16 protein-coding genes are annotated in these 20918 nt (G+C 64.0%); 8 read left to right on the top strand and 8 right to left on the bottom strand.

The window, feature by feature from the left end:
• Positions 1-28: 28 nt before the first annotated feature.
• Genes KXC42_RS21640 through KXC42_RS21620 form a run of 5 tightly spaced genes read right to left on the bottom strand, consistent with a single transcriptional unit; the run spans position 29 to position 5813 of the window.
• The gene (locus KXC42_RS21640) at positions 29-1153 is read right to left on the bottom strand and encodes a glycoside hydrolase family 88 protein (protein ID WP_006552212.1); all 1125 of its coding nucleotides are present in this window, start codon (positions 1151-1153) and stop codon (positions 29-31) included.
• Positions 1150-2304 (bottom strand): zinc-binding dehydrogenase, encoded by a 1155-nt coding sequence (locus KXC42_RS21635; protein ID WP_033097427.1) that lies wholly within the window; start codon positions 2302-2304, stop codon positions 1150-1152. The genes KXC42_RS21640 and KXC42_RS21635 overlap by 4 nt, the downstream gene beginning before the upstream one ends.
• Positions 2301-3500 carry a CaiB/BaiF CoA-transferase family protein gene (locus tag KXC42_RS21630; RefSeq protein ID WP_019288293.1) on the bottom strand — a complete coding sequence of 400 codons (1200 nt, stop codon included), beginning with the start codon at positions 3498-3500 and terminating at the stop codon, positions 2301-2303. The genes KXC42_RS21635 and KXC42_RS21630 overlap by 4 nt, the downstream gene beginning before the upstream one ends.
• A gap of 7 nt (positions 3501-3507) precedes the next feature.
• A complete protein-coding gene (locus KXC42_RS21625) occupies positions 3508-4626 on the bottom strand; it encodes an acyl-CoA dehydrogenase family protein (protein ID WP_219129565.1) in 1119 nt (372 codons plus the stop codon).
• A gap of 50 nt (positions 4627-4676) precedes the next feature.
• Positions 4677-5813 carry a CaiB/BaiF CoA-transferase family protein gene (locus KXC42_RS21620; protein WP_071936074.1) on the bottom strand — a complete coding sequence of 379 codons (1137 nt, stop codon included), beginning with the start codon at positions 5811-5813 and terminating at the stop codon, positions 4677-4679.
• Between the two features lie 162 nt (positions 5814-5975).
• On the opposite strand from KXC42_RS21620, the gene KXC42_RS21615 reads away from it, so the two are divergent.
• Complete coding sequence (locus tag KXC42_RS21615; RefSeq protein ID WP_019288295.1) at positions 5976-7451, top strand: aldehyde dehydrogenase (NADP(+)); 1476 nt, start codon at positions 5976-5978, stop codon at positions 7449-7451.
• A 331-nt stretch (positions 7452-7782) separates the two neighbouring features.
• On the opposite strand, the gene KXC42_RS21610 is transcribed toward KXC42_RS21615, so the two are convergent.
• A complete protein-coding gene (locus tag KXC42_RS21610; protein ID WP_269466036.1) occupies positions 7783-8970 on the bottom strand; it encodes a LysR family transcriptional regulator in 1188 nt (395 codons plus the stop codon).
• On the opposite strand from KXC42_RS21610, the gene KXC42_RS21605 reads away from it, so the two are divergent.
• From KXC42_RS21605 to KXC42_RS21595, 3 genes are all read left to right on the top strand, one after another.
• Complete coding sequence (locus KXC42_RS21605; RefSeq protein ID WP_006553284.1) at positions 8969-9376, top strand: hypothetical protein; 408 nt, start codon at positions 8969-8971, stop codon at positions 9374-9376. The two genes, KXC42_RS21610 and KXC42_RS21605, sit on opposite strands and share 2 nt — an antisense overlap.
• 34 nt (positions 9377-9410) lie before the next feature.
• Positions 9411-10280 carry an alpha/beta fold hydrolase gene (locus KXC42_RS21600; RefSeq protein WP_019288297.1) on the top strand — a complete coding sequence of 290 codons (870 nt, stop codon included), beginning with the start codon at positions 9411-9413 and terminating at the stop codon, positions 10278-10280.
• 136 nt (positions 10281-10416) lie between these two features.
• Positions 10417-11862, top strand: a complete 1446-nt coding sequence (locus tag KXC42_RS21595) for an NAD-dependent succinate-semialdehyde dehydrogenase (RefSeq protein ID WP_219129564.1) — start codon at positions 10417-10419, stop codon at positions 11860-11862.
• A 96-nt stretch (positions 11863-11958) separates the two neighbouring features.
• Here KXC42_RS21595 and KXC42_RS21590 read toward each other — a convergent pair whose 3' ends face one another.
• Positions 11959-12549, bottom strand: a complete 591-nt coding sequence (locus KXC42_RS21590; RefSeq protein ID WP_231912027.1) for an MHYT domain-containing protein — start codon at positions 12547-12549, stop codon at positions 11959-11961.
• A gap of 735 nt (positions 12550-13284) precedes the next feature.
• On the opposite strand from KXC42_RS21590, the gene KXC42_RS21585 reads away from it, so the two are divergent.
• The 3 genes from KXC42_RS21585 to KXC42_RS21575 all read left to right on the top strand — a co-directional run bounded on the left by KXC42_RS21585 (position 13285) and on the right by KXC42_RS21575 (position 18255).
• Complete coding sequence (locus tag KXC42_RS21585) at positions 13285-14883, top strand: NAD(P)-binding domain-containing protein (RefSeq protein ID WP_019288300.1); 1599 nt, start codon at positions 13285-13287, stop codon at positions 14881-14883.
• Positions 14884-15002: 119 nt separating this feature from the next.
• Positions 15003-16064, top strand: coding sequence for an alpha/beta fold hydrolase (locus KXC42_RS21580; protein WP_219129563.1), 1062 nt, complete (start codon positions 15003-15005; stop codon positions 16062-16064).
• A 682-nt stretch (positions 16065-16746) separates the two neighbouring features.
• Positions 16747-18255 (top strand): sigma-54-dependent Fis family transcriptional regulator, encoded by a 1509-nt coding sequence (locus KXC42_RS21575; RefSeq protein WP_257605919.1) that lies wholly within the window; start codon positions 16747-16749, stop codon positions 18253-18255.
• 324 nt (positions 18256-18579) lie between these two features.
• On the opposite strand, the gene KXC42_RS21570 is transcribed toward KXC42_RS21575, so the two are convergent.
• Positions 18580-19761 carry a serine hydrolase gene (locus tag KXC42_RS21570; RefSeq protein ID WP_219129561.1) on the bottom strand — a complete coding sequence of 394 codons (1182 nt, stop codon included), beginning with the start codon at positions 19759-19761 and terminating at the stop codon, positions 18580-18582.
• Here KXC42_RS21570 and KXC42_RS21565 point away from each other — a divergent pair.
• On the top strand, positions 19643-20905 hold the full coding sequence (locus KXC42_RS21565) for an alpha/beta hydrolase (protein ID WP_306835747.1): 1263 nt from the start codon (positions 19643-19645) through the stop codon (positions 20903-20905). The two genes, KXC42_RS21570 and KXC42_RS21565, sit on opposite strands and share 119 nt — an antisense overlap.
• Positions 20906-20918 lie beyond the last annotated feature (13 nt).

Below are 20918 nucleotides of genomic sequence, written 5' to 3'. Positions count from 1 at the left end.
TCTCGGGTGACCCGTCATGGTGGTTCGGTCACAACTTCAGCGTATCGGACCGGTTGTTCAGGTTGATCAGGCACTCGAGCAAGAAGTAGTCGCCCCAGATCAGTTCGTTTCGGGTCGCGAAGTCGCGGCGTTTGTCGAAGCAACCGTCCATCAGGATCCCGGCCGGTCTGCTGTCGTGTGGTCCGGTGGGGGTGAGGTGATCGAGGAGTGCCTCGACATGGGCGACGGCCCGGTCCCGGAAGTCGGTCCGCTCAGGGACGAGCCGATCGAGCTTGAGCAGCGCGGCAGCGGCGATGGCCGTGGCGGAGGTGTCGATCGGTACGTCCGGACCGGTGCCGGCGTCGAAGTCCCAGGACACGACGCCGCCGTTCGGTGTGCGGTCGAGCCACCATTCGGCCAGTCGGACGGCGGTCGGCAGGAAGGACGGCGATGCCCACTGCGCAGCCTGGGCGTATGCCACCATCGCCCACGCCTGTGCCCGGCCCCAGGTACTGTCGGCGTTCATGCCCTTGTGGGTGTAGCGATCCAGCAGTGCACCATTGGATGTGTCGAATCGTGCCGACTGGCAGACCGAGCCATCGGTGCGGATGCACAGTTCGATGTGCCGCTGCGCGTGGCGGATCGCGGCGTCGAGGAAGCGCGGGTCGCCGGTATGTGCCGAGGCCCACGACAGCAGCGCGACAGTGCCCGGGACGGCGTCGATGTTCGCGGCGCCTTCTCCGACCGCCTCTGCTTCTTCTGCTTCTGCTCCGAGTGGGATGATGCCGGCGCGATCGTTGAAGCTGGTGAGCAGGCCGTGGGCACCTGCCAGAGCGGTCTGCGCCGCGTCGTCGCTTCCGGTGACGAGGTGGTTGACTGCGGCCCCGTACCAGAAGAGGAAACCGCGGAATGCGGTGTCGGAATTCTGCCGGGGCAGGATCTGCGCGGTGATGTCGTCGGCGAGGTGCGCCAGGCGCTTGTCACCCGAGGCGGCGAAGCCGAGTGCGGCCAGGCCACCCCAGAATCCTCCGGTCCAGTTTCCGTCGGCGGTGGTGGTCCATTCGCCGGATTCGATGTCGCCGTAGTGCGGGAAGGTGCCGTCGGTCTGCTTGGCGGTCGAGTCGATCCGCTCTAGCATCGCCTCGATCGCCGCGGTGTACCGGGAGTTGGTCACGACCGGCCTCCGGTGGTGAGGACCGACTTGAGCGTGCGCCCGTCCCGCATATCGGTCATGGCATCGTCCGCCTCGGTGAGCGGGTATTCGGTGACCATCGACGCGAGATCGAAGTGGGCGGTCAGCCGGGGGAGGGATTCGACGTATTCGAGGTGGTTCTGCGGAGAGAACGCCCAGCTTCCCAGCACCTGCAGCTGCTTTTTGGTGATGTAGTGGGGGTTGATCGGAGTGGTGCCGTGGTCGGTGTACTGCCCGACGACGAGGTACTTGCCGCCGCGGCGGGCGAGGTCGATGCCTTCGGCTACTGCGGTCGGGACGCCGGTGGCCTCGATGACGACGTCGGCGCCGCGCCCGTCCGGTGTGTGCGCGAGGATCCGTTCCAGACGGGCCTCTTGATCGGTCTCGGTGAAGATGTCGATGTGGATGTCGCCGATGCCGGCGGCCTGCGCGACCTCGAGACGGTTGGCCGGCCCGCCGACGATGATCACTTTCGCTGCGCCGGCGAGTGTGGCGTACATGGCGCAGGCCAGGCCGACCGGTCCGCTGCCCTGGACCACGACGACATCACCTGTCTGCGGCTTGGCGATATCGTTCACGGCGTGCACAGCCGTCGGGCCGGCGCAGCCGAGTGCGATCACCTGCTGCGGGGTCACCGAGGACGGGATGCGGATGATCGTCGAGCCGGGCTGGAGGTAGATCTGTTCGGACCACCCACCCGACAGATGGGGCCAGTCGGCCGACGACTGGTTGATGCCGTACACCTTGCGGGTCTCGCACAGCGACGGTTCGTGCTGGTCCTGGCAGTAGTAGCAGTGCCCGCAGGGGATGTTGGACGCCCATGAGATCGCGTCCCCGACGTGCAGTTGCTCGCCCCGGGCATCGGTGGTGACTCCCTCGCCGAGGGCGTGTACGCGACCGACCGCCTCGTGTCCGAGGATGAGCGGTACCGGAATGGGCAGGCGACCTTGCTGCAGGTGGATGTCGGTTCCGCAGATTCCCGCGTGCGTGACGTCGACGACGACCGCACCGGCATCGGGGGTCACGCGCGGAAACGTCGTCGCGGTCATGGTCTGTCCGAAGCCTTCGAGCACCATCGCGGTGGCGGTGCCGGTGGTCGGGCTCGTCGGGTCCGTCTGCATCGCATTACTCATCGGATCACTCCCTTATTGCGCAAGGTCTGGACATCGGACTCGGAGATACCGAGCTCATGGAGGATTTCGTCGGCATGTTCACTGACCGCCGGCACCCCACGGTGCACCTGGGCGGGGGTGCGGGACAACGTGACAGGGTTGCCCATCAACCGGGTGGTGCGCACACCCTCGATCTCGACGTCGACGAGCGTGCCGTTGTGCCGCGTCTGGGGATGATCGAGCGCTTCTTGCAGGGTGAGCAGCGGTGCGCACAGCAGATCGACCCCGTCGAACAACTGTGCCGCCTCGGCGGTGCTCAACTGTGCGACCAGCGGACGCAGAACCGCGTTGGCGGCCTCTTTGTTCTCTGCCTGGAGCTGTGGTGTGGCGAACGTCGGCTGGACGGACAGATCGTCGATGTCGAGAGCTTTGCATGCCAGACCCAGAGCGTTCTCGCGGAACAGGCCGAGTACCAAGAGCAGACCGTCGGTCGTTTCGAAGATGCCGCTGTACCAGTCGCTGACCCAGTTGGTCTCACGCTGGTACGCCAGCAGTGTGGAGCTTTCGAGAGTCTGCAGGGCCAGTGCTGTATCGAAGAGGTTGACGCTGACCTTCTGGCCGCGGCCGGAGCGCTCGCGTTCGAACAGTGCTGCCAAGATTCCCTGGGCGAGGGCCATACCCGAGGCGTAGTCCACGGTCGGTACCGGATGTACGTATGCCGAGATCGACGGGTCGCCGCACGCGCGTGCCATTCCGCTCAGTGCCTGCGCGAGCATGTCCTGGCCTGCTTTGTGGGCGTATGGCCCGGTCTCGCCGAATCCGGTCGCAGTGCCGTAGACGAGCCGAGGATAGCGCTCGTGCAGATCGTCGTAGGTCAAGCCCAGTCGTTCGACTGCCGCGGTCCGGTAGCTGTGGATGAGAACATCCGCCTCCGCGAGGAGCTGATGGAGAATGTCCTGCCCCTCAGAGGTTTTCAGGTTCAGTGCGATGCTGCGCTTGTTGCGGTTGACCGCGGCGAAGTAGGCACTGGGGCGACCTTCGTCGAGTGACTCGCGATCGAGGCCTCGCAGCATGTCTCCGTTGACACCGCGCTCGACCTTGATCACTTCGGCGCCGAGGTCGCCGAGAACCTGCGCGGCCACGGGCGCCTGCATGATCTCGCCGAGGTCGAGGACCCGGATGCCGCTCAGCGCTTGTTGTTGCTGGGGGTGGTGCACGGTGCGCCTACTTTCCGTATACCGACTTGGCGATGATGAGTCGCTGGATCTGGTTGGTGCCCTCGTAGATCTGGGTGATCTTGGCGTCGCGCATCATCCGCTCGACCGGATAATCACGGACATAGCCGTATCCGCCGTGCAGTTGGAGCGCATCGGTGGTCACCGACATGGCGGTGTCGCTGCACAGCAGCTTCGCCATGGCCGCCTTCGTCCGTCCCGCCGGTTCCCCGTCGTCGATGAGACGGGCTGCGTCGTACAGCAGCGTGCGGGCCGACTCGATCTTGACGGCCATATCGGCGACCATGCCGCGCAGAAGCTGGAAGCGGGAGATGGACTGGCCGAACTGCTCGCGGTCGGTCGTGTACGACACGGCGGCATCGAATGCGCCCTGTGCGATGCCGAGAGCCTGCGCGGCGATGAGTGCCCGGCTGACGTTCAGTTCCTCGGAGATGTACGCGAACCCCTGATAGGGGTCGTTGACGACCCGGACGGCGGGCAGTCGGCACTCGTCTAAGTTCACGTCGGTCGTGGGGCTGCCGCGCATACCCATCTTCTTTTCGGGAGCGCCGAAACTGACGCCGGTGTCGTCCTTGTGCACCATGAAGATGCCGAGTGACTTCTCGCCGGTCTTCGCCAGCACGGCGTACCAGTCGGCCCACGGCGCATTGCTGATGAACCGCTTCTGACCGTTGAGGATCCAGTCGGACCCATCCTGGGTTGCGGTCGTTGCGATCGCCGACAGGTCCGAGCCCACGCGCGGCTCGGTCATGCACCATGCGGCGCCGGCGGCGCCTGATGCGACGTTCGGTACCACCAGTTGCTTGAGTTCGTCGGAGCCTTGACGGAGCACGGTGGAGGTGCCGGCCCAGTTGACCAGCATGACCAGTGCCGTGCTTGCACAGGACGCTGCGACTTCTTCTACAGCGATGACCTGGGCGAGCAGGTCGGCTCCACTGCCGCCGAGGCTCTCGGGGTAGGCGAGTCCGGGCAGGTCGTTGCTGCGCAGGGCTGCCCAGGATTCCGAGGGGAATCGTTCCTTGTCGTCCACATCGGCGGCGTGCGGTGCGATCTTGGTCTGCGCGAGTTTGCGGACGCTCTCGCGGAATTCGCGATACTCGATACTCATGAATTACTCCTGGTCTGTGTGGGGAAGGTGATGATTCGGAAGTTCGACGGTCACAGTGGGGGCCAGCTCAGACCCGTCACGGACGAGGGGATACCGGCTGCGGCCGCCCGGTGGGCGAGGTCTTCGGCGACACCGGCACGGCGCAGCACTTCCTCGGTCTTGACGTGGGTGTCGGTGGCGCGCCGTGTCGGGCCGTCGGAGAACACCGGGACCACGGGGACCGAATCCAGTGCGAAGTCCGGGTCCCGGGCGACGATCTGATCGAAGGTGGCCAGTTCGTGCGGTTCGAGTACCGGTGTCACGCAGGCATCGACATCGGCGAACACTGTGGTCCACTCCGCCATCGTCTTCGTCTCGAATGCTGTGGTCAGTGACTTTTCGATGTGGTCCCAGGTGGACTCGTCGAAATGGTTCGGAACGGCGCCGAGGTCGAGGGTGGTCCACAACCGTTCGAAGAAGGCGGTCTCGAGTGCCCCGACTGCGACGTAGCGATCGTCGGAGCAGCGGTAGCATCGATAGAACGGCATCGATCCGGTCAGTACGCCGTGTCCACGTCCGGGCAGCGTCGGCGTCTGCCAGTCGACGAAGTTCATTCCCATCATCGACAGCACGCCGTCGACCATGGCGGCATCGATGTACCGGCCTTTGCCTGTACGCGTGCGGTCGTAGAGGGCGGACATGATGCCGAATGCCGACAGCAATCCGCCGCCTGCGAAGTCGGCGACCAGGTTCAGCGGCAGTGTCGGCGGGTGATCCGAGGGGCCGAAGGTCCCGAGGGCACCGGCGATGGCCAGGTAGTTGATGTCGTGCCCGGCGCGCTGCGCCATGGGCCCGTTCTGGCCGTAGCCCGTCACGCTGCAGTAGACGAGTCCGGGATTGAGGGCCGACAGTTCCGCGTAGCCGGCGCCCAGCTTGTCTGCCACTCCGGGGCGGAATCCTTCCATGAAGACGTCGGCTTCCGAAACGAGGGTGTGCAGGGCGTCGAGGCCGTCGGCGGTCTTGAGATCGAGCGAGATGAATTCCTTGCCTCGCGACAGCGCGGGCACCGGAAGCCCGGAACGACCACCACCGATTGCGATCACTTCTGCGCCGAGGTCCGCGAGCAGCATGCTCGCGTACGGTCCGGGCGCCAGACGTGTCATATCCAGTACCCGAACCCCCGCGAGTGGTCCTGTCGTTGCGGTCATCGTCGTCCTCCAAAGTCATCCGGTATCTCGTGTGATGCCCATCCTGGAGGCGGTGACTGCACTCACACCATCTCCATGTGGAGATGTCGCATCACATCGGTTCTCCCGCACACTGAGATCCACACACTCAGCACGGAATGCTCCGAATTCGACAGGACAGCAATGGAAACCACTGCGACAGACACTCTTCTCGACACCTCCGCGCAGGATTACGAGCGGATTCTCGACGCCGCCGAGGCCGCCGCGGCGCCTCTTGCTCGTACGGACCTGCACGAGCGAGCGCACCTTCTGCGGTCGGTGGCCGATGCGCTCGACGCCACAGCGTCGGAACTGGTACCGCTGGCGGCCGCCGACAGTTCACTGCCCGAGCCGCGCCTGCGCGGCGAAGTCACGCGGACGACGACGCAGCTGCGGATGTTCGCCGAGGTCGTCGAGGAGGGCTCCTGGCTGGAAGCGATCATCGACACGGCCGATCCGGATGCGCACCCTGCTCCGCGTCCCGATCTGCGCCGGATGCTCGTACCCACCGGACCTGTCGCAGTGTTCGGTGCGAGCAACTTTCCGTTCGCATTCGGACTCGGCGGCGGAGACACTGCTTCGGCATTGGCTGCCGGCTGCCCCGTCGTGGCCAAAGCCCACCCTGCTCAGCCGCGATTGACCGCCGCTTATGCGCGGGCGATCGACGAGGGACTGCGGGCGTGCGGCGCCCCGGACGGCACCTTCGGGGTTGTGCAGGGCGCCGAGATCGGACGTCAGCTCGTCCAGGATCGGCGTATCACCGCCGTCGGGTTCACCGGCTCGACATCGGGTGGCCGTGCGCTGGCCGATCTGGCAGCCGGTCGCCCGGATCCCATCCCGTTCTACGGTGAGCTCGGCAGCACCAATCCGGTGTTCGTGACACCTGCGGCCGCCGAGGACCGGTCGGGCAAGATCGCCGGCGAGTTCCTCGAATCGTTGCTGCTCGGTGCGGGTCAGTTCTGCACCAAGCCGGGGCTGCTGTTCGTTCCCGAGCAGAGTTCGATCGAGTGGCTCGTTCGAACCGCGGTCGCCGATGATTCGTTCCGTCTGCTGCACGCAGGGATCAGGCAGTCGTTTCTCGAGGTGTCCCAGCAGATCCTCGACCATCCCGAGGTCCGGCCGGTGGCAGTGCCCGAGCAAAGTGGTCTGGACGAACTGTCGGTGCGCCCGGTCATCGGCGTGACCGACGCTCGGGCACTGCGTCGAAACCCTCAGGACCTGCTCGAAGAATGCTTCGGTCCGTTCGGGCTGATCGTGACCTACGCATCGATCGAGGAGTTGTACGCGGCGATGGCTGTCCTGCCGGGCACGTTGACAGCGACCGTCCACGGAACCGATGACGATCCCGATGCTGCGGGACTGCTCGGTGCGCTTGCGCGCCGTGCGGGGCGCGTCATCTGGAATGGATGGCCCACCGGTGTGGCCGTGGGTTGGGCTCAGCACCACGGTGGTCCCTACCCGGCCACCAACTCGGTACACACCTCCGTCGGAGCGACCGCGATTCGGCGGTTCCTGCGTCCGGTCGCCTACCAGTCGGTGCCCGAAGCGAACCTGCCGTCCGCTCTCGTCGATGCGAACCCGTGGGGTATCCCCCGCCGGGTGAACGGCCGGCTGTCGTAGGGCCATCGCTGCTCGCGATGTCGCCTCGGTTCGGACTGGGTGCGCAGAGGACTGCGTCTGTTGCGTGGCTCCGGACCGGGTTTGCATGTGGCGTTGTGTCACACGGCCTTCCGGAGCAGCGCGGGTAGTCACGCCCAGGTGTGCTGCACAACCAACGACACGGCGGTCTCCGGAGGGAGGCCGCCGTGTCGTTGGGTGTCTGCAACAGGTCCACGTCGGCTCGGGAAAGACCGTGACCGTTCGTGACGTCGAGCGGTACTCGCACGCTGAGCAATGGGTTCGGTAAGAAGACACCAGTGATCGGAATGCTGATTCGAGGGGCCAGGAGAAGTCAGCCTGTCGTGCGGTGGGCACCTTCGGTGATCGAGTTGTGAGGCCGGGTGGACCATGCTCCGGGCACGGTGTGGAGCGAGGCCACAGCGCGTGCTGTGTCGATGAAATCCTGTACGGGTTTGGACGCGACATCCGTGCGCCAGGCGATGGACAGCGCCGTGGGCGGGATGTCGGTCACCGGCACGAATGCCAGGCTCGGTCTGCTGTAGAAGCGTTGCGTCGATGCTTGTGAGAATGCCACGCCGCGCTCGGCGAGGATCGCTTCGAAGCATTCGTCGACGGTGGCGACGTCTGCGCCGACCCGCACCGGTTCGCCTTGGCGCGATTCTGTGGCCAGCCAGTAGTTTCGCCAGTTCTCGGGGGCTTTGCGTGCGACGAAGAACTCGTTGGTGACCTGTTCGACGCTCACCTCGGGCAACTGGGCGAGCGGATGATTCGCGGACACGACCATCACCCGGGGTTCGACGAACAGGGCTTCCATGCCCAGCCAGTCCTGCATCAACAGCGGGGGCCGGACGAAGGCGACATCGGAGGATCCGTCGGCCAACCCGACATACGGGTCGGAGAAATCGTAGGAATGCATCTGCACCTGGATGCCCGGATGCAGCGACTGGAACGTACTGAGAATGTGCGGTGTGAGCTCGGCAGCTGCGTTGCCTTGAAAGCCGATGACCAACTTGCGGGTACTGACGCCGTGGGCGGCTTCGCGGGTGAGGTTGACGGCTCGTTCGGCGTTCGCCAGCAACCGGCGGCTTTCGTCGAGCAGGATCTGGCCGGCAGGGGTCAGTTCGACATGCCTGCTGCTGCGCAGCAGCAGCACCGCGCCGAGGTTCTGCTCGAGTTTGCGGATCTGCACGCTCAATGAGGGCTGAGCGATGTGCAGACGGGCGGCTGCGCGCCCGAAGTGCAGCTCTTCCGCAACTGCCACAAAATAGGACAGAAGTCGCAGGTCGAGCTGGGGTTGCATGTTTTCGAAGATAGCCAACACCACCCCGGGAGACCAGTAGTCATTGCCTATCGATCCGGGCCGGATAGGTATTGGACGCACCCGGCGGACACGAGGTGTGATGGCTGTCATGGCCGGCACGGCATCCGGGAGGCCAGCACTTTCCGGATTCGGGTCGGCATACCGGAGCGAGTGCTCGCACTCGGCCTCGCTGTCTCCCTCATCGAAGGAATCCCACATGACCGTCACTACGCGTGCCCTCGACACGGCCGACTGGGCTGCCTCGTTCACCGAGGCGAACAACACCGACCCCGAGATCCAGGCACACGGCAAGTACTTCACCTGCTCGTACCTGCTCGACATGACCGACCACACGTTCGTCATCCAGATGAGCCGCGGCAACGTGGTGGACATCGCGATCGACCCCGGTCCGCTGGATGTGCCGTACCAGTTCGCGCTGCGTGCCAGCGCCGAGACCTGGCGCAACTTCGGCGTCCCGGTGCCCGCCCCGATGTACCACGGCATCTGGGCCGCGAGCTTCCAGCGCGACATGAAGCTCGAAGGCGACATCCTGGTGTTGATGCAGAACCTGCGGTGCATCACCCGCCAGATCGAACTCCTGCGCACCGTCGGCGTCCCGGTCTGATCCTCCCACCCCCTTTGAGCCGTAAGGAACACTGATGAGCAAGATTTCCCCGGTCACCGGCCACTACGTCGACGTCGACGTCGACGGACTGCTGTACAAGGTCTTCTACCTCGAGAACGGCACCGGCCAGCCGCTGGTGTGCCAGCACACCGCCGGCTGCCACAACCACCAGTGGCGCGGTCTGCTCGAAGACGAGGAGATCACCGCCAACTACCGTGTCATCGCCTACGACCTGCCGCGGCACGGCAAGTCCGATCCGCCGGAGAACACCGAATGGTGGACCGAGGAGTACCAGCTTTCCGCGGACCACTTCGCCAATTTCATCGTGGCGTTGTGCGACGCGCTCGAACTCGAGAACCCGATCTTCATGGGATCCTCGTTCGGTGGGAACATCGCCCTGCAGCTTGCGCTTCGGCACCCTGACCGCTTCGCCGGCGTCATCCCTGTCGAGGGTGCGGACTATTCGCCGGGCTTCTACCTCGACTGGTGGCAGCACCCCCACGCCAACGCGGCACAGGTCTGCGCGAGCGGCGTGTGGGACCTGATGGCACCTCAGTCGCCGGAGGCGGATCGCTGGAAGACCTGGTTCTACTACAGCCAGGGTTCCGAGTCCTTCCGCGGTGACCTGCACTTCTACTCGGTCGATCACGACCTGCGCGGAAAGCTCGCGGACATCGACGGTGACCGGTGCCCGGTTGTGATGCTGACCGGTGACTACGACTACCTCACCACCCCCGAGGACAGCGCCCGGACCGCGGCGCAGATCCCGAACGCCGAGTTCATCGAGATGAAGGAGATCGGCCACTTCCCGATGAGCGAAAACCACACTGTCTTCCGTGGATACCTCATCCGGGCACTCGAAACCCTCCAGGACAAGGCACGCAAGTCCATCACCACCAGCTAGTACCCCGCTCGCCCGCTCGGGTGTGGCCACCGAACGCGCGTGGCTACACCCGAGCGACCTGCATCGGCCTCGGCTCCCGGTTCGGGTGCCGACTGGTCGGGCGTGGCGATGAACCTTCACACACTCGGCAGGAGCTATGACCCACACTCTCCCCGCGGGCGTCCCCACCCAACTCTGGGTCGGTGGAGAACTCGTCGATTCGTCTACCGGCACCACTTTCCCCGTAGAGGACCCCGCGACCGGTGCCGTGATTGCGCATGTCGCCGATGCCGCGCCCGAGGATGGACGCCGAGCTCTCGAACACGCCACTGCTGTGCAGGGGGACTGGGCGCGGACTCCCTCGCGTCGACGTTCCGAAATACTGCGCACCGCATTCGAACTCATCCACCAACGGGCAGACGACCTCGCGCGCACCATCACTCTCGAGATGGGTAAACCGCTCCACGAGGCGTATGCGGAGATCGAGTACGGCGCATCATTCCTGCACTGGTTTGCCGAGGAAGCGAACCGAATCAGCGGGCGAGTCTCGCCGTCCCCCTCGGGAACCGGCACCATCGTCGTCACCAGAGAACCGGTCGGGCCGGTACTGGCCATCACCCCCTGGAACTTTCCGTTGGCCATGGCCACGCGCAAGATCGGTCCAGCATTGGCGGCCGGATGTTCGATCATCGTCAAACCAGCGGCCGAAACGCCTTTGACGATGCTGCTCGTCGGTCAGATTTTCGCCGATGCGGGTCTGCCCGAGGGTGTGCTGTCGATTCTGCCGACCTCCGATGCTGCAGCGCTGACCGCACCACTGATCAGCAGCGCTGATCTGCGCAAGATCACGTTCACCGGATCCACCGGTGTCGGCAAGATGCTGGTTCGTCAATCAGCGGATCGGCTCCTGCGGATGTCTATGGAACTCGGAGGCAATGCCCCCTTCCTCGTGTTCGATGACGCTGATGTCGATGCAGCGGTCGACGGCGCGATGGCTGCAAAATTCCGCAACGGCGGCCAAGCATGTACAGCAGCCAACCGATTCCACGTCGCACGTAGCGTCGCAGAAGAGTTCAGCGAGAAGTTCACGGCACGCATCGGTGCCTTGCGCACCGGACACGGTCTCGACGCAGGAACCGATATCGGACCGCTGATCACCGCGAAGCAGTGCGCCACCGTCGATGCTCTGGTCGAAGACGCCGTCGCGAAGGGTGCGCGTATCCGCATCGGCGGTGGCCGTCCTGACGGGCCGGGAACGTTCTATTCCCCCACCGTTCTCGACGGCGTGAGTCCCGACGCGCGTCTGCTGCGTGAGGAGATTTTCGGCCCGGTAGCCGCGATCACCACCTTCGATACGGAGGACGAAGCGATCGCGGCGGCGAACAACACCGAATACGGCCTCGCTGCGTACTTCTACACCCAGAATCTCGACCGAGCGTCCCGAGTCGCCAACGCACTCGAGACCGGCATGGTCGGAATCAACCGAGGCATCATCGCCGACGCGGCCGCGCCCTTCGGAGGGGTGAAGGAGTCCGGCTTCGGCCGCGAAGGATCGGTCGAAGGTATCGACGAGTATCTCGCCACCAAGTACATCGCACACTGATCACCAGTGGCAGCATCCAGACCGGCGAATGCCCCTGCTCTCAACAAACACTCGTGCGCCGGGGGCTGGTGAAGGACCCGCCGAACGGTGGGTCCTTCACCAGAGAGGTGGTTGCCGCACTCGTTCGTGTGGCACTACCTGCACATCACCCTTGCGAAGGGGGTCGGCAGGTCGACGCGGAACGTCTCGACGGGTGTCGAGTTCAGCTGTGGCCTCCTGCCCTCGGTCACCGGGGTAGGGGACAGCATCATTGATCTCCGCGCTCCACGTGGCGATCGCTTCGTCGACCTCGGTGTCGGCACTCTGACGAGCGAGCACCAATGCGACGAGCGGCGCCGCCAGTATGGTCGTGCCGAGAATGTATGCCTGAAGCATCGAATCGAGGAGCGTCACGCCCTCCGGCGTGGTGGCGGTCGAGTCCAAGGACGCGTGAAATCCAGCCATGCCGCAGTAGTGCATCAGGCTCACCGCGAAGCCCATCATGGCGATGAAGTGGGTCATCCGGATCCCGACACCGCTGATGGACAAGGCTGCCATCACCAACCAGCGCCAGCATGTCGGACCGAGTGGGGTGGTAGCGGCTCGGCGAGCGCAGGACAGGCCGACGAAGGACCCGGCGATCGAGGTGCCGTAGGCGAGAAAGAGCGCCCACAGTCCCAGATCGAGATGGTGCATTTCGTGTGACATCAGTGTTCCTTACGAAGACACGCTCGAGCACCTGCGCCGGCGGTGATGCGCCGAACCGTTCGGGCAGGACTGCGATCTCGGCCCTCCGAGCAGCGACAGACTGTTCGTTTTGCATGATCATGCGTACTCTGAACAGGTTTATTCGGTCTCGTGGCCATGATTCGGTGAATTTCCCTTTCATTCGGGTAGTCGGGAAGCTGTGGTTCGTCCCGTCTTCGTGGCGGCTACCGGGGGATGAGGGATCAGACGATGGCAATTCGAATTGCAGCTACCAGAACAGAGTTCGGATTCTGTGGCATCCAACGGTCGCGGTTGGAAGGCCGGAATGTGTCGGATCGCCGACTGTGTGCTCATATCGGTGCGGCGGCGACCCGAATCGAGATGGCGATCGCGACGGTGTCGAGCATGCGGCAAGATGGGTCCGGAACTGGACTGGTGGTAGAAATCATTGCGTAACAGTATATTCCGGATATACTGCAGGCCTCTTTGCCGAAGGCTGCCCACCGCGTCGTCGAAAACACCCCCCGAGTTGTAAATCGGTTCTGCTGGGGTGCTGGCGGTGCGAGAGGCGCCGGACTCGGTGATATCCGTGTCTGCGAAGCCGGGAAGTGTCCGAAGATGGGACAGCTGAGTGAGGCGCACATCACGATGATGGCATCCACGTGACCTGAACTACAGAAAGGCTAGGACATGTCGCCTCACTCTTCCTCTGCGGTCGGACTTGCTGATACCGAGGTGTCACTCGAGCTGGACGCGTTGATCATCGGTGCGGGAGTCGCCGGCCTGTATCAGCTGCATCAGCTTCGCGAGCTGGGGCTGCGGGTGCGCGCCTTCGATACCGCCTCCGACGTCGGCGGCACCTGGTACTGGAATCGTTATCCGGGTGCTCGATTCGATTCGGAGGCCTACATCTACCAGTACCTGTTTTCCGATGAGCTGTACAAGAACTGGAGCTGGAGTCAGCGTTTCCCCGGCCAACCCGAGATCGAGCAGTGGTTGCATTATGTGACCGACAGTCTCGATCTGCGTCGCGACATCCAATTCTCGACGACGATCACCAGTGCGCATTACGTCGAGGACTCGAAGCGATGGATCGTGCGCACCGATCGCGGGGACACGATTGCCACCCAGTTCCTGATCACCTGCGCCGGCATGCTGTCGGCACCGATGTCGTCGGTGTTCGAGGGTCAGGAAAGCTTCGCCGGCCCGATCTTCCACACCTCTCGATGGCCGAAGGAGGGCGCCGATGTCGCGGGCAAGAAAGTTGCAGTGATCGGTGTCGGCGCCACCGGGATCCAGGTCATCCAGACCATCGCCGACAAGGTCGAACATCTGAAGGTGTTCATCCGTACACCGCAGTACGCCCTGCCGATGAAGAATCCGTCCTACGACGACCGGGATGTTGCCGCGTACAAGGAGCGCTTCGAGGAGCTTCGCGCGACGTTGCCGCATACGTTCAGTGGCTTCGAGTACGACTTCGAGCATGCATGGGTCGACCTGACTCCCGAGCAACGGCGGAAAAGGCTCGAAGAGATCTATGACAACGGTTCACTCAAGCTCTGGCTCGCTTCTTTCGCGGAGGTGTTCTCCGATGAAGAGGTCAGTGAGCAGGTGTCCGAGTTCGTGCGAGAGAAGATGCGTGCGCGACTGAAGGATCCGAAGCTGTGTGAACTGTTGATTCCGACCGACTACGGCTTCGGTACACACCGGGTACCGCTGGAAACCAATTATCTCGAGGTCTACCACCGTCCGAATGTCGAAGCAGTGGGGGTGCGCACCAATCCGATCAGCCGAATCGTCCCGGAAGGGATCCTGTTGGACGACGGCACGCTGCACGAAGTCGACGTCATCATCCTGGCCACGGGATTCGATGCGGGATCCGGCGCGCTGACACGAATCGACATCCGTGGACGTGAGGACCGATCGCTCACGAGCGACTGGTCGCGTGACATCCGCACGACGATGGGCCTGATGGTGCACGGCTATCCCAACATGCTGACCACCGGTGCCCCACTCGCCCCCTCCGCGGCTCTGTGCAACATGACCACCTGTCTGCAGCAACAGACCGAATGGATCACCGAATGCATCCGGCACATGCGTGAGCACGGGTACACCGTCATCGAACCGACCGTCGAGGGTGAGGGCGAATGGGTCGCCCACCACGACGAAACCGCGAATGCCACGCTGATCTCGAAGACCAATTCCTGGTACAACGGCGCGAACGTTCCCGGAAAACCTCGCCGCGTGCTGTCCTACACCGGCGGGGTCGGCACCTATCGAGAACTCACTCTCGCGGCCGCCGCGGCCGGCTACAAGGGATTCCAGCTGAGCTGACCTTCTCGGATATCCGACCCCTGCGGTCGACCACTGCTCGTCTCACGGCGGCGTACGCACATGTCATCGGGTGAGCACGCGCTGCTACCGCTTTCTCATAGCTCAGGAGGACGATCTCGATGATCGACAACCCGTACTACACGCACGACTTCCACGGTGATTACGACCTGATCGGCATCGGAGCCCTCGACCTCGAGGAGGGTGGCTCGATCCCGGACTGCCGGCTCGCAGTGGCAACGTTCGGAACGCTGAACGAAGCCAAGGACAACGCAATCCTCATCCCCACCTGGTACTCGGGGACCCACCAGATCTGGCGCGACGCATACATCGGTCCTGACCATGCTCTCGACCCGAGCAAGTATTTCATCGTCTGCGTGGATCAGATCGGCAACGGTCTGTCGACGTCTCCCCACAACGCCACCGGCGTCAACGCAGAGATCGCCATGTCGAACTTCCCTCGTGTTCGGATCGGGGACAATGTCGTGGCCCAGGAGCGGCTGCTCCGGGAGCATTTCGGTATCGAACGCCTCGCGTTGGTGACGGGAGGCTCCATGGGAGCTCAACAGACCTACGAATGGGCGGTGAGGTTCCCCGACAAGGTTCTGCGCGCCGCACCGATTGCCGGTACGGCACGCAACACTCCCGGTGATTTCTTGATCGCGGAGATCATGCGCGAAGCGATCCTGTCGGATCCGGGCTGGAACGGCGGCGAATACACCTCGCATACGCAGGTCGTCGACGGCCTCACCAGGCAGGCTCACATCTGGGGAGTGCTCGGATTCTCTACCGAGTTCTGGAAGCAAGAAGTATGGCGAGCAATGGAGTTCGAATCCCTGGACGCGTTCCTGACCCGATTCCTCGAGCCCTACTTCACGGCGATGGATCCCAACGCACTCCTCACTCAATCCTGGGCCTGGCAACGCGGCGACGTCTCTCGGCATACCGGGGGAGACCTGGCCGCTGCACTCGGACGGATCACCGCCAAGACCTTCGTGATTCCCATCGACGAAGACCAGTTGTTCCCGGTCCGCGACTGTGCTGCCGAGCAGGAACTGATCAAGGGCAGTGAACTGCGCGTGGTCGAAGATGTGCTCGGGCATTTGGGCCTGTTCGCTGTCGCCCCGACCTACATGCCGCAGATCGACCGCCACCTTGCGGATCTTCTCGCGATCGAGGTCTGAAGCGGTGCCGCCACGACAACGGTCCACGTGGCGGGACGGTAGTGAGTGTGCCCGCCTGCGGTCGTGGCGGCAGAGAACATCGAGATTCTTGCGCGGTTGCCGGCGATGTCGACCTCTATGCGTAGGGCGGGGCAGGTGATGGAACGGGCTCGGCCCCCCTGGGGGGGTGAAGCCGAGCCCGGTGATCCGGTCGCCGTCGACGACCTGACGTCAGTCTCCTGATGGTGGTGTGCACCCCGGATCGCGGCAGTCGGTGGTCCGAGGAGTAGGCGCGGTGCGGACCGCGAGTGCCGATCTCCGGCCGGCGGGGTGGCCGTACACGCCCCGCTACTGCCGTTGGAGGCGGCAGATCGATGTCCTATTCTGGGACATTCATAGAATGTGATGTGCGGCACATTGAAGGGGATGGCAGTACTGCGACCTGCAAGGAAATGTGATGGACAGTGATAACCGCCGGCGCCGCGTGACCACCGCCCGGCATCTCCATGACCTCGCCGGTTCCCCCTCCGAGGACGTCTCGCCCCTCATCGCACAGTCATGGCGACGCTCACGTCAGGCGGGTGTCATCCCGGACGGCTCGCACCTTCCACAGCTGCAGTACGTCGAAGACCTCGATCTTCGCCGACGACTGGTGCGATGCGCCCTGCCGATCCTCGATCGGCTCCATGACGACCTGTCCGACATGTCCCTCAGTGTCGCGTTGAGTGACGAGCATGCGCGTGTGCTGGTCCGGCGGGACAATGATCCCGTCCTCGCCGCGAAGCTGGACAAGGTGTACTTCGCTCCCGGGTTCACCTACGCCGAAGAGCTCGTCGGTACCAATGGAGTGGGCACAGCCCTCGAGACCGGGATGGCCGTCTACGTCGACGGCGCTCAGCACTATCACGAATCGATCCAGTATTTCACCTGTGCCGGCGCGCCCATTCACAACCCCACCACCGGCCGTGTCGAAGGACTGATCGACATCACAGGCTTGACCCACACATCGAACCCGTTGATGCGCCAGCTCGCCCTTGGAGCGGCTCGTGATATCGAGTCGGCTCTTCGCGCCACGGGATCGATCAAGCAACAACTCGTGCTCGGCGAGTTCCTCGTCGCCTGTCGGCGCCGGCAGACGGCGGTGTACTCACTCAGTTGCGGTGTTTTCATGTCGAACGAGATCGGCTCGCGCCTTCTCGACCCGATCGACGAGGCTTTTCTCCGCGAGGAAGCACAGTCGATGCTCGATCCGTCACGAGTTGCCCAGTTCGACCTGCGCCTTCCGTCCGGAGGTAGCATCACCGTCAAGCGCACTCTCGTCGAACATGGCGGCGACATCGCCGGCATCGTCTTCGAAGTCGAGGCGACATCGTGTCCCACGAAGATCATGCAACCCCGGCGCACGGTTCCCGTGTTTCCGGGGGTGGCGGGGTCTTCGCTCCAATGGAACCGGTGTCGAGGGGAGTTGACGTCCCTCGCCGCGACAGATGCCAACGTGATCCTCAAAGGTGAACCAGGAAGCGGCAAACTCACTCTCGTTCGGGGCATGCACCTGTACAAGAATCCGCAGGCCCCGATTGTCGTCGTGGATTGCTCTGCTGAAAAGTCCGCTCACGGGGAATTGCGCACTGCGCTCGACTCCGCGGCGACCACGATCGTCCTTCGTCGCATCGACCGACTCGACGTGGGCACCGATGAGCTCTTTGCCGACCTCATATCCACCGACCAGCACCGATACCCCGCTCGGTGGATCGTCGCGACCACATCCACTGATGGGGAAGCACTTCAGGATTCTGCTCTCGCCGAGCATTTCATCGCCACCGTCGAGGTCCTCGCATTGCGTCATCACCCCGATGACATCCCGGACATCATCCGAATGCACCTTGCACCTCACCGCGAAACCGCTTTCAGCGACGACACGATGCGAACCCTGAAGAAGTACCACTGGCCCGGCAACGTCCGTGAACTGGTCGGCACTCTCAATCACGTACTTCGCGCCAAGCCCGCGGGAACGATCGCAGTAGCTGATCTGCCTCCAGCGCTCAGCTCCGCGGCTCGCCGGACGATGACGGCAATGGAAAGAGTCGAGCGCGATGCCATAGTGGCTGCGCTACGGGACAGCGGTGGCAATCGTGTCGCCGCCGCGAAATTGCTGGGGATCGCAAGGTCGTCTCTCTACCGCAAGATCGACACGTTCGGCATCCACGTGTGATCGCGCAGAATGCGTGATCCGAGAGTCCTATGGCCTTGCGTGCGGTAGCGGTGACTGTCGGAAGGTGCGGCCCTCGCGGCAAGCCCGTGGGAGACGACGGTGTTCGCGCTCGACCTGTTGCACCCAGACCTCGAACAGCGTGGCAACACCACACCGCTGCGGGTGTTTCGACACCCGCAGCGGTGTGGTGTCCGTGCGTCGGGTGGGGATTTCACCCGATCTCGTTGATGTCGTCGTGTGGCTGTTCGGCGAGCGCGCCGGTTACGCGAGCGGTCAACGGATCGAGGTCGATGTCCGGTGCCGCGGCCCGGGATGGAACCGGGGTCAGGAAAGGGCTCGGTAGACGGCGGTCTCCATGTCGAGGTAACCACCGAGCGAGCTGGGGTCGGCGAACGGGAAGATCTGCGTCGCCCAGTAGCCTCCGATCTTGTTGTGCCGGTCGATCCAGTAGTAGAGGTTGGCCAGGCCTGCCCAGGCGAGAGACCCTGCGGGACGGCCCGTGGGTGCTTCGGTTTCGTTGGTCATGAACGTGTAGCACCAGCCCTTGCGCTGGCCAGGGAAGAACTCGGCGTCGTTCGACAGAGACCTGATGACACCCGGAAGCATCTTCACGGTCAGGTCGCCGAGGTCGTTTCTGGTCGCCCACTCGACGGTGTCGGGGCGGAGGATGACGGTGCCGTCGTCTGCCTCGCCGTCGTTGAGCCACATCCGGATGAAGGCGAGGTAGTCACCGACGGTGGAGAACAGTCCGTGCCCACCCATGTCGACCTCGGGCGGGGTAAGGATGACGAAATCGGTGGCCTGGAGTCCGTCGTCGGTGCGCTGGTGCATGGTCGCCAGACGCGCGCGCATGTCGTCGGACGGAGTGAAGGACGTCGATGTCATGCCGAGGGGGTCGAGGACTCGTGTCTTCAGCGCCTCGCCAAGGCGGGTGCCGACGATGCCTTCGATCACCTGGCCTGCCCAGTCGATATTCGAGCCGTACTCCCACTGGGTGCCGGGATCGAACAGCAGCGGTGTCTCGAGCGCGTCCTTGGTGGCGGTGACGATGCTGGGCTGACCGTGGTTCTCGGCGAGGCGGTTGTACGTCTCGTTGAAGAAGTCGTATCCGAAGCCGGCGGTGTGCAGCAGTAGTTGGCGGGTCGTGATGTCGGTCTTCGGTGCTCGCAGCATCGGCTCGCCGTTCGAGTCGAAGCCCTCGATGACCTGGAGTTCGCCGATCGCGGGCGCGTACTCCTCGGCCGGGGAATCCAGGTCGAGATCACCGGATTCCACGAGTTGCAGCGCCACGGTGCCGGTGAGGGCTTTGGTGGTCGAGAAGATGCTGAAGACGGTGTCATCGGTCATCGGTTGATCGTTGTCGACAGACCGTACCCCAGCGGACTCGATGAACAGGGTTTCCTGGTCGTTCGTCATGCCCGCTACTACTCCGGGCACGGCACCGCTGTTCACCGTGGTGTGGATGACTTCGCGGGCTGAGTCGACGACGCGTTGGGTATCGGACATGGGGGTTGTTCCTCTCGTTCGGCCGACAGTGACGCTGCTCCAAGTTTCACAAGAGTGTGATGGGTGTCTCAACCGACGCAGCGGCGCAGTTTCGCTCTGTTTCCCCGCCGAATGGCGGGTCCCTCGGTCGAGCGGCCGCCGTATCCTCGATCCGAGTCTTCGAGGAGGTGACGTGACGATGGCCCGAGCCGTGCCCCGTCCACCATTCGATGCCGAACTCAAGGCGGGATTGGCTGTGGTAGGCGGTATGTTCCCTCCGACCATCACTGCGGACCTGATCGAGTTCATGCGTACGTCCTATGCGTCCCCTCCGATGGACGAGGAATTCGACCGCCGACGGATCGCGGTGAACGACGTGACCTTCCCCGGGGGTGATGGCGCTGCCGTCAACGCTGCGGTGCTTCGTTCCCGGGACTTCAGCGGGCCCCGTCCTGCGGTGCTGTACGCGCACTCCGGAGGATTGATGTTCGGAGACATGTTCAGCGGCCTGGACCTGGTGCTGGACTGGGTGACCGAACTGGGGGCGGTTCTTGTCACGGTCGAATATCGTTTGGCCCCTGAGTATCCCGACCCCTACCCGCGTGAGGACATGTATGCCGCCCTGGAGTGGTTGGCTGCGCATGTCACCGATCTGGACGTGCGGGCGGACCGGATCCTGGTCGCAGGTGCCAGCTCCGGTGGCGGACTGGCAGCCGGTCTCGCGCTGGCTGCGCGGGACCGCGGTGGTCCCCGGTTGTGTGGGCAGGTGCTCGACTATCCGATGCTCGACGACCGGTGCACGACCGCTTCGATCGAGCAGTTCGACGGTATCGGTGTGTGGGACCGGATCAGCAACGAAACCGGCTGGACCGCCCTGCTGGGTGAGCAGCGGGGCACCGACCTTGTCTCGCCGTATGCAGCCCCGGCCCGCGCGCAGAATCTGCGCGGATTGCCGCCGGCCTTCATCGACGTCGGTGCGGCCGAGATCTTCCGGGACGAGGCGATCGACTATGCCAACAGGATCTGGCAAGCCGGTGGCGATGCCGAGTTGCACGTATGGTCCGGCGCCTTTCACGCGTGCGACATTTTCGCCCCGCACACCAGAGTGGGCCGGTCCATGATCCGGACCCGCAACACCTGGGTCGAGAAAATCCTTGCGGACTGAGGGCAGGAACGAA

This window comes from Rhodococcus sp. LW-XY12 (assembly GCF_019317345.1).
GTDB classification, from domain to species: Bacteria; Actinomycetota; Actinomycetes; order Mycobacteriales; family Mycobacteriaceae; genus Rhodococcus; species Rhodococcus pyridinivorans.
This window is presented reverse-complemented; position numbering and strand designations above follow the sequence as displayed.

What these genes read in the sequence shown, in the direction of transcription:
- KXC42_RS21635 (WP_033097427.1), bottom strand. Translation starts at nt 2,304, where the DNA reads ATGAGTAATGCGATGCAGACGGACCCGACGAGCCCGACCACCGGCACC.
- KXC42_RS21625 (WP_219129565.1), bottom strand. Translation starts at nt 4,626, where the DNA reads ATGAGTATCGAGTATCGCGAATTCCGCGAGAGCGTCCGCAAACTCGCG.
- KXC42_RS21620 (WP_071936074.1), bottom strand. Translation starts at nt 5,813, where the DNA reads ATGACCGCAACGACAGGACCACTCGCGGGGGTTCGGGTACTGGATATG.
- KXC42_RS21615 (WP_019288295.1), top strand. Translation starts at nt 5,976, where the DNA reads ATGGAAACCACTGCGACAGACACTCTTCTCGACACCTCCGCGCAGGAT.
- KXC42_RS21605 (WP_006553284.1), top strand. Translation starts at nt 8,969, where the DNA reads ATGACCGTCACTACGCGTGCCCTCGACACGGCCGACTGGGCTGCCTCG.
- KXC42_RS21610 (WP_269466036.1), bottom strand. Translation starts at nt 8,970, where the DNA reads ATGTGGGATTCCTTCGATGAGGGAGACAGCGAGGCCGAGTGCGAGCAC.
- KXC42_RS21600 (WP_019288297.1), top strand. Translation starts at nt 9,411, where the DNA reads ATGAGCAAGATTTCCCCGGTCACCGGCCACTACGTCGACGTCGACGTC.
- KXC42_RS21595 (WP_219129564.1), top strand. Translation starts at nt 10,417, where the DNA reads ATGACCCACACTCTCCCCGCGGGCGTCCCCACCCAACTCTGGGTCGGT.
- KXC42_RS21590 (WP_231912027.1), bottom strand. Translation starts at nt 12,549, where the DNA reads ATGTCACACGAAATGCACCATCTCGATCTGGGACTGTGGGCGCTCTTT.
- KXC42_RS21580 (WP_219129563.1), top strand. Translation starts at nt 15,003, where the DNA reads ATGATCGACAACCCGTACTACACGCACGACTTCCACGGTGATTACGAC.
- KXC42_RS21575 (WP_257605919.1), top strand. Translation starts at nt 16,747, where the DNA reads ATGTCCCTCAGTGTCGCGTTGAGTGACGAGCATGCGCGTGTGCTGGTC.
- KXC42_RS21565 (WP_306835747.1), top strand. Translation starts at nt 19,643, where the DNA reads ATGAACAGGGTTTCCTGGTCGTTCGTCATGCCCGCTACTACTCCGGGC.
- KXC42_RS21570 (WP_219129561.1), bottom strand. Translation starts at nt 19,761, where the DNA reads ATGTCCGATACCCAACGCGTCGTCGACTCAGCCCGCGAAGTCATCCAC.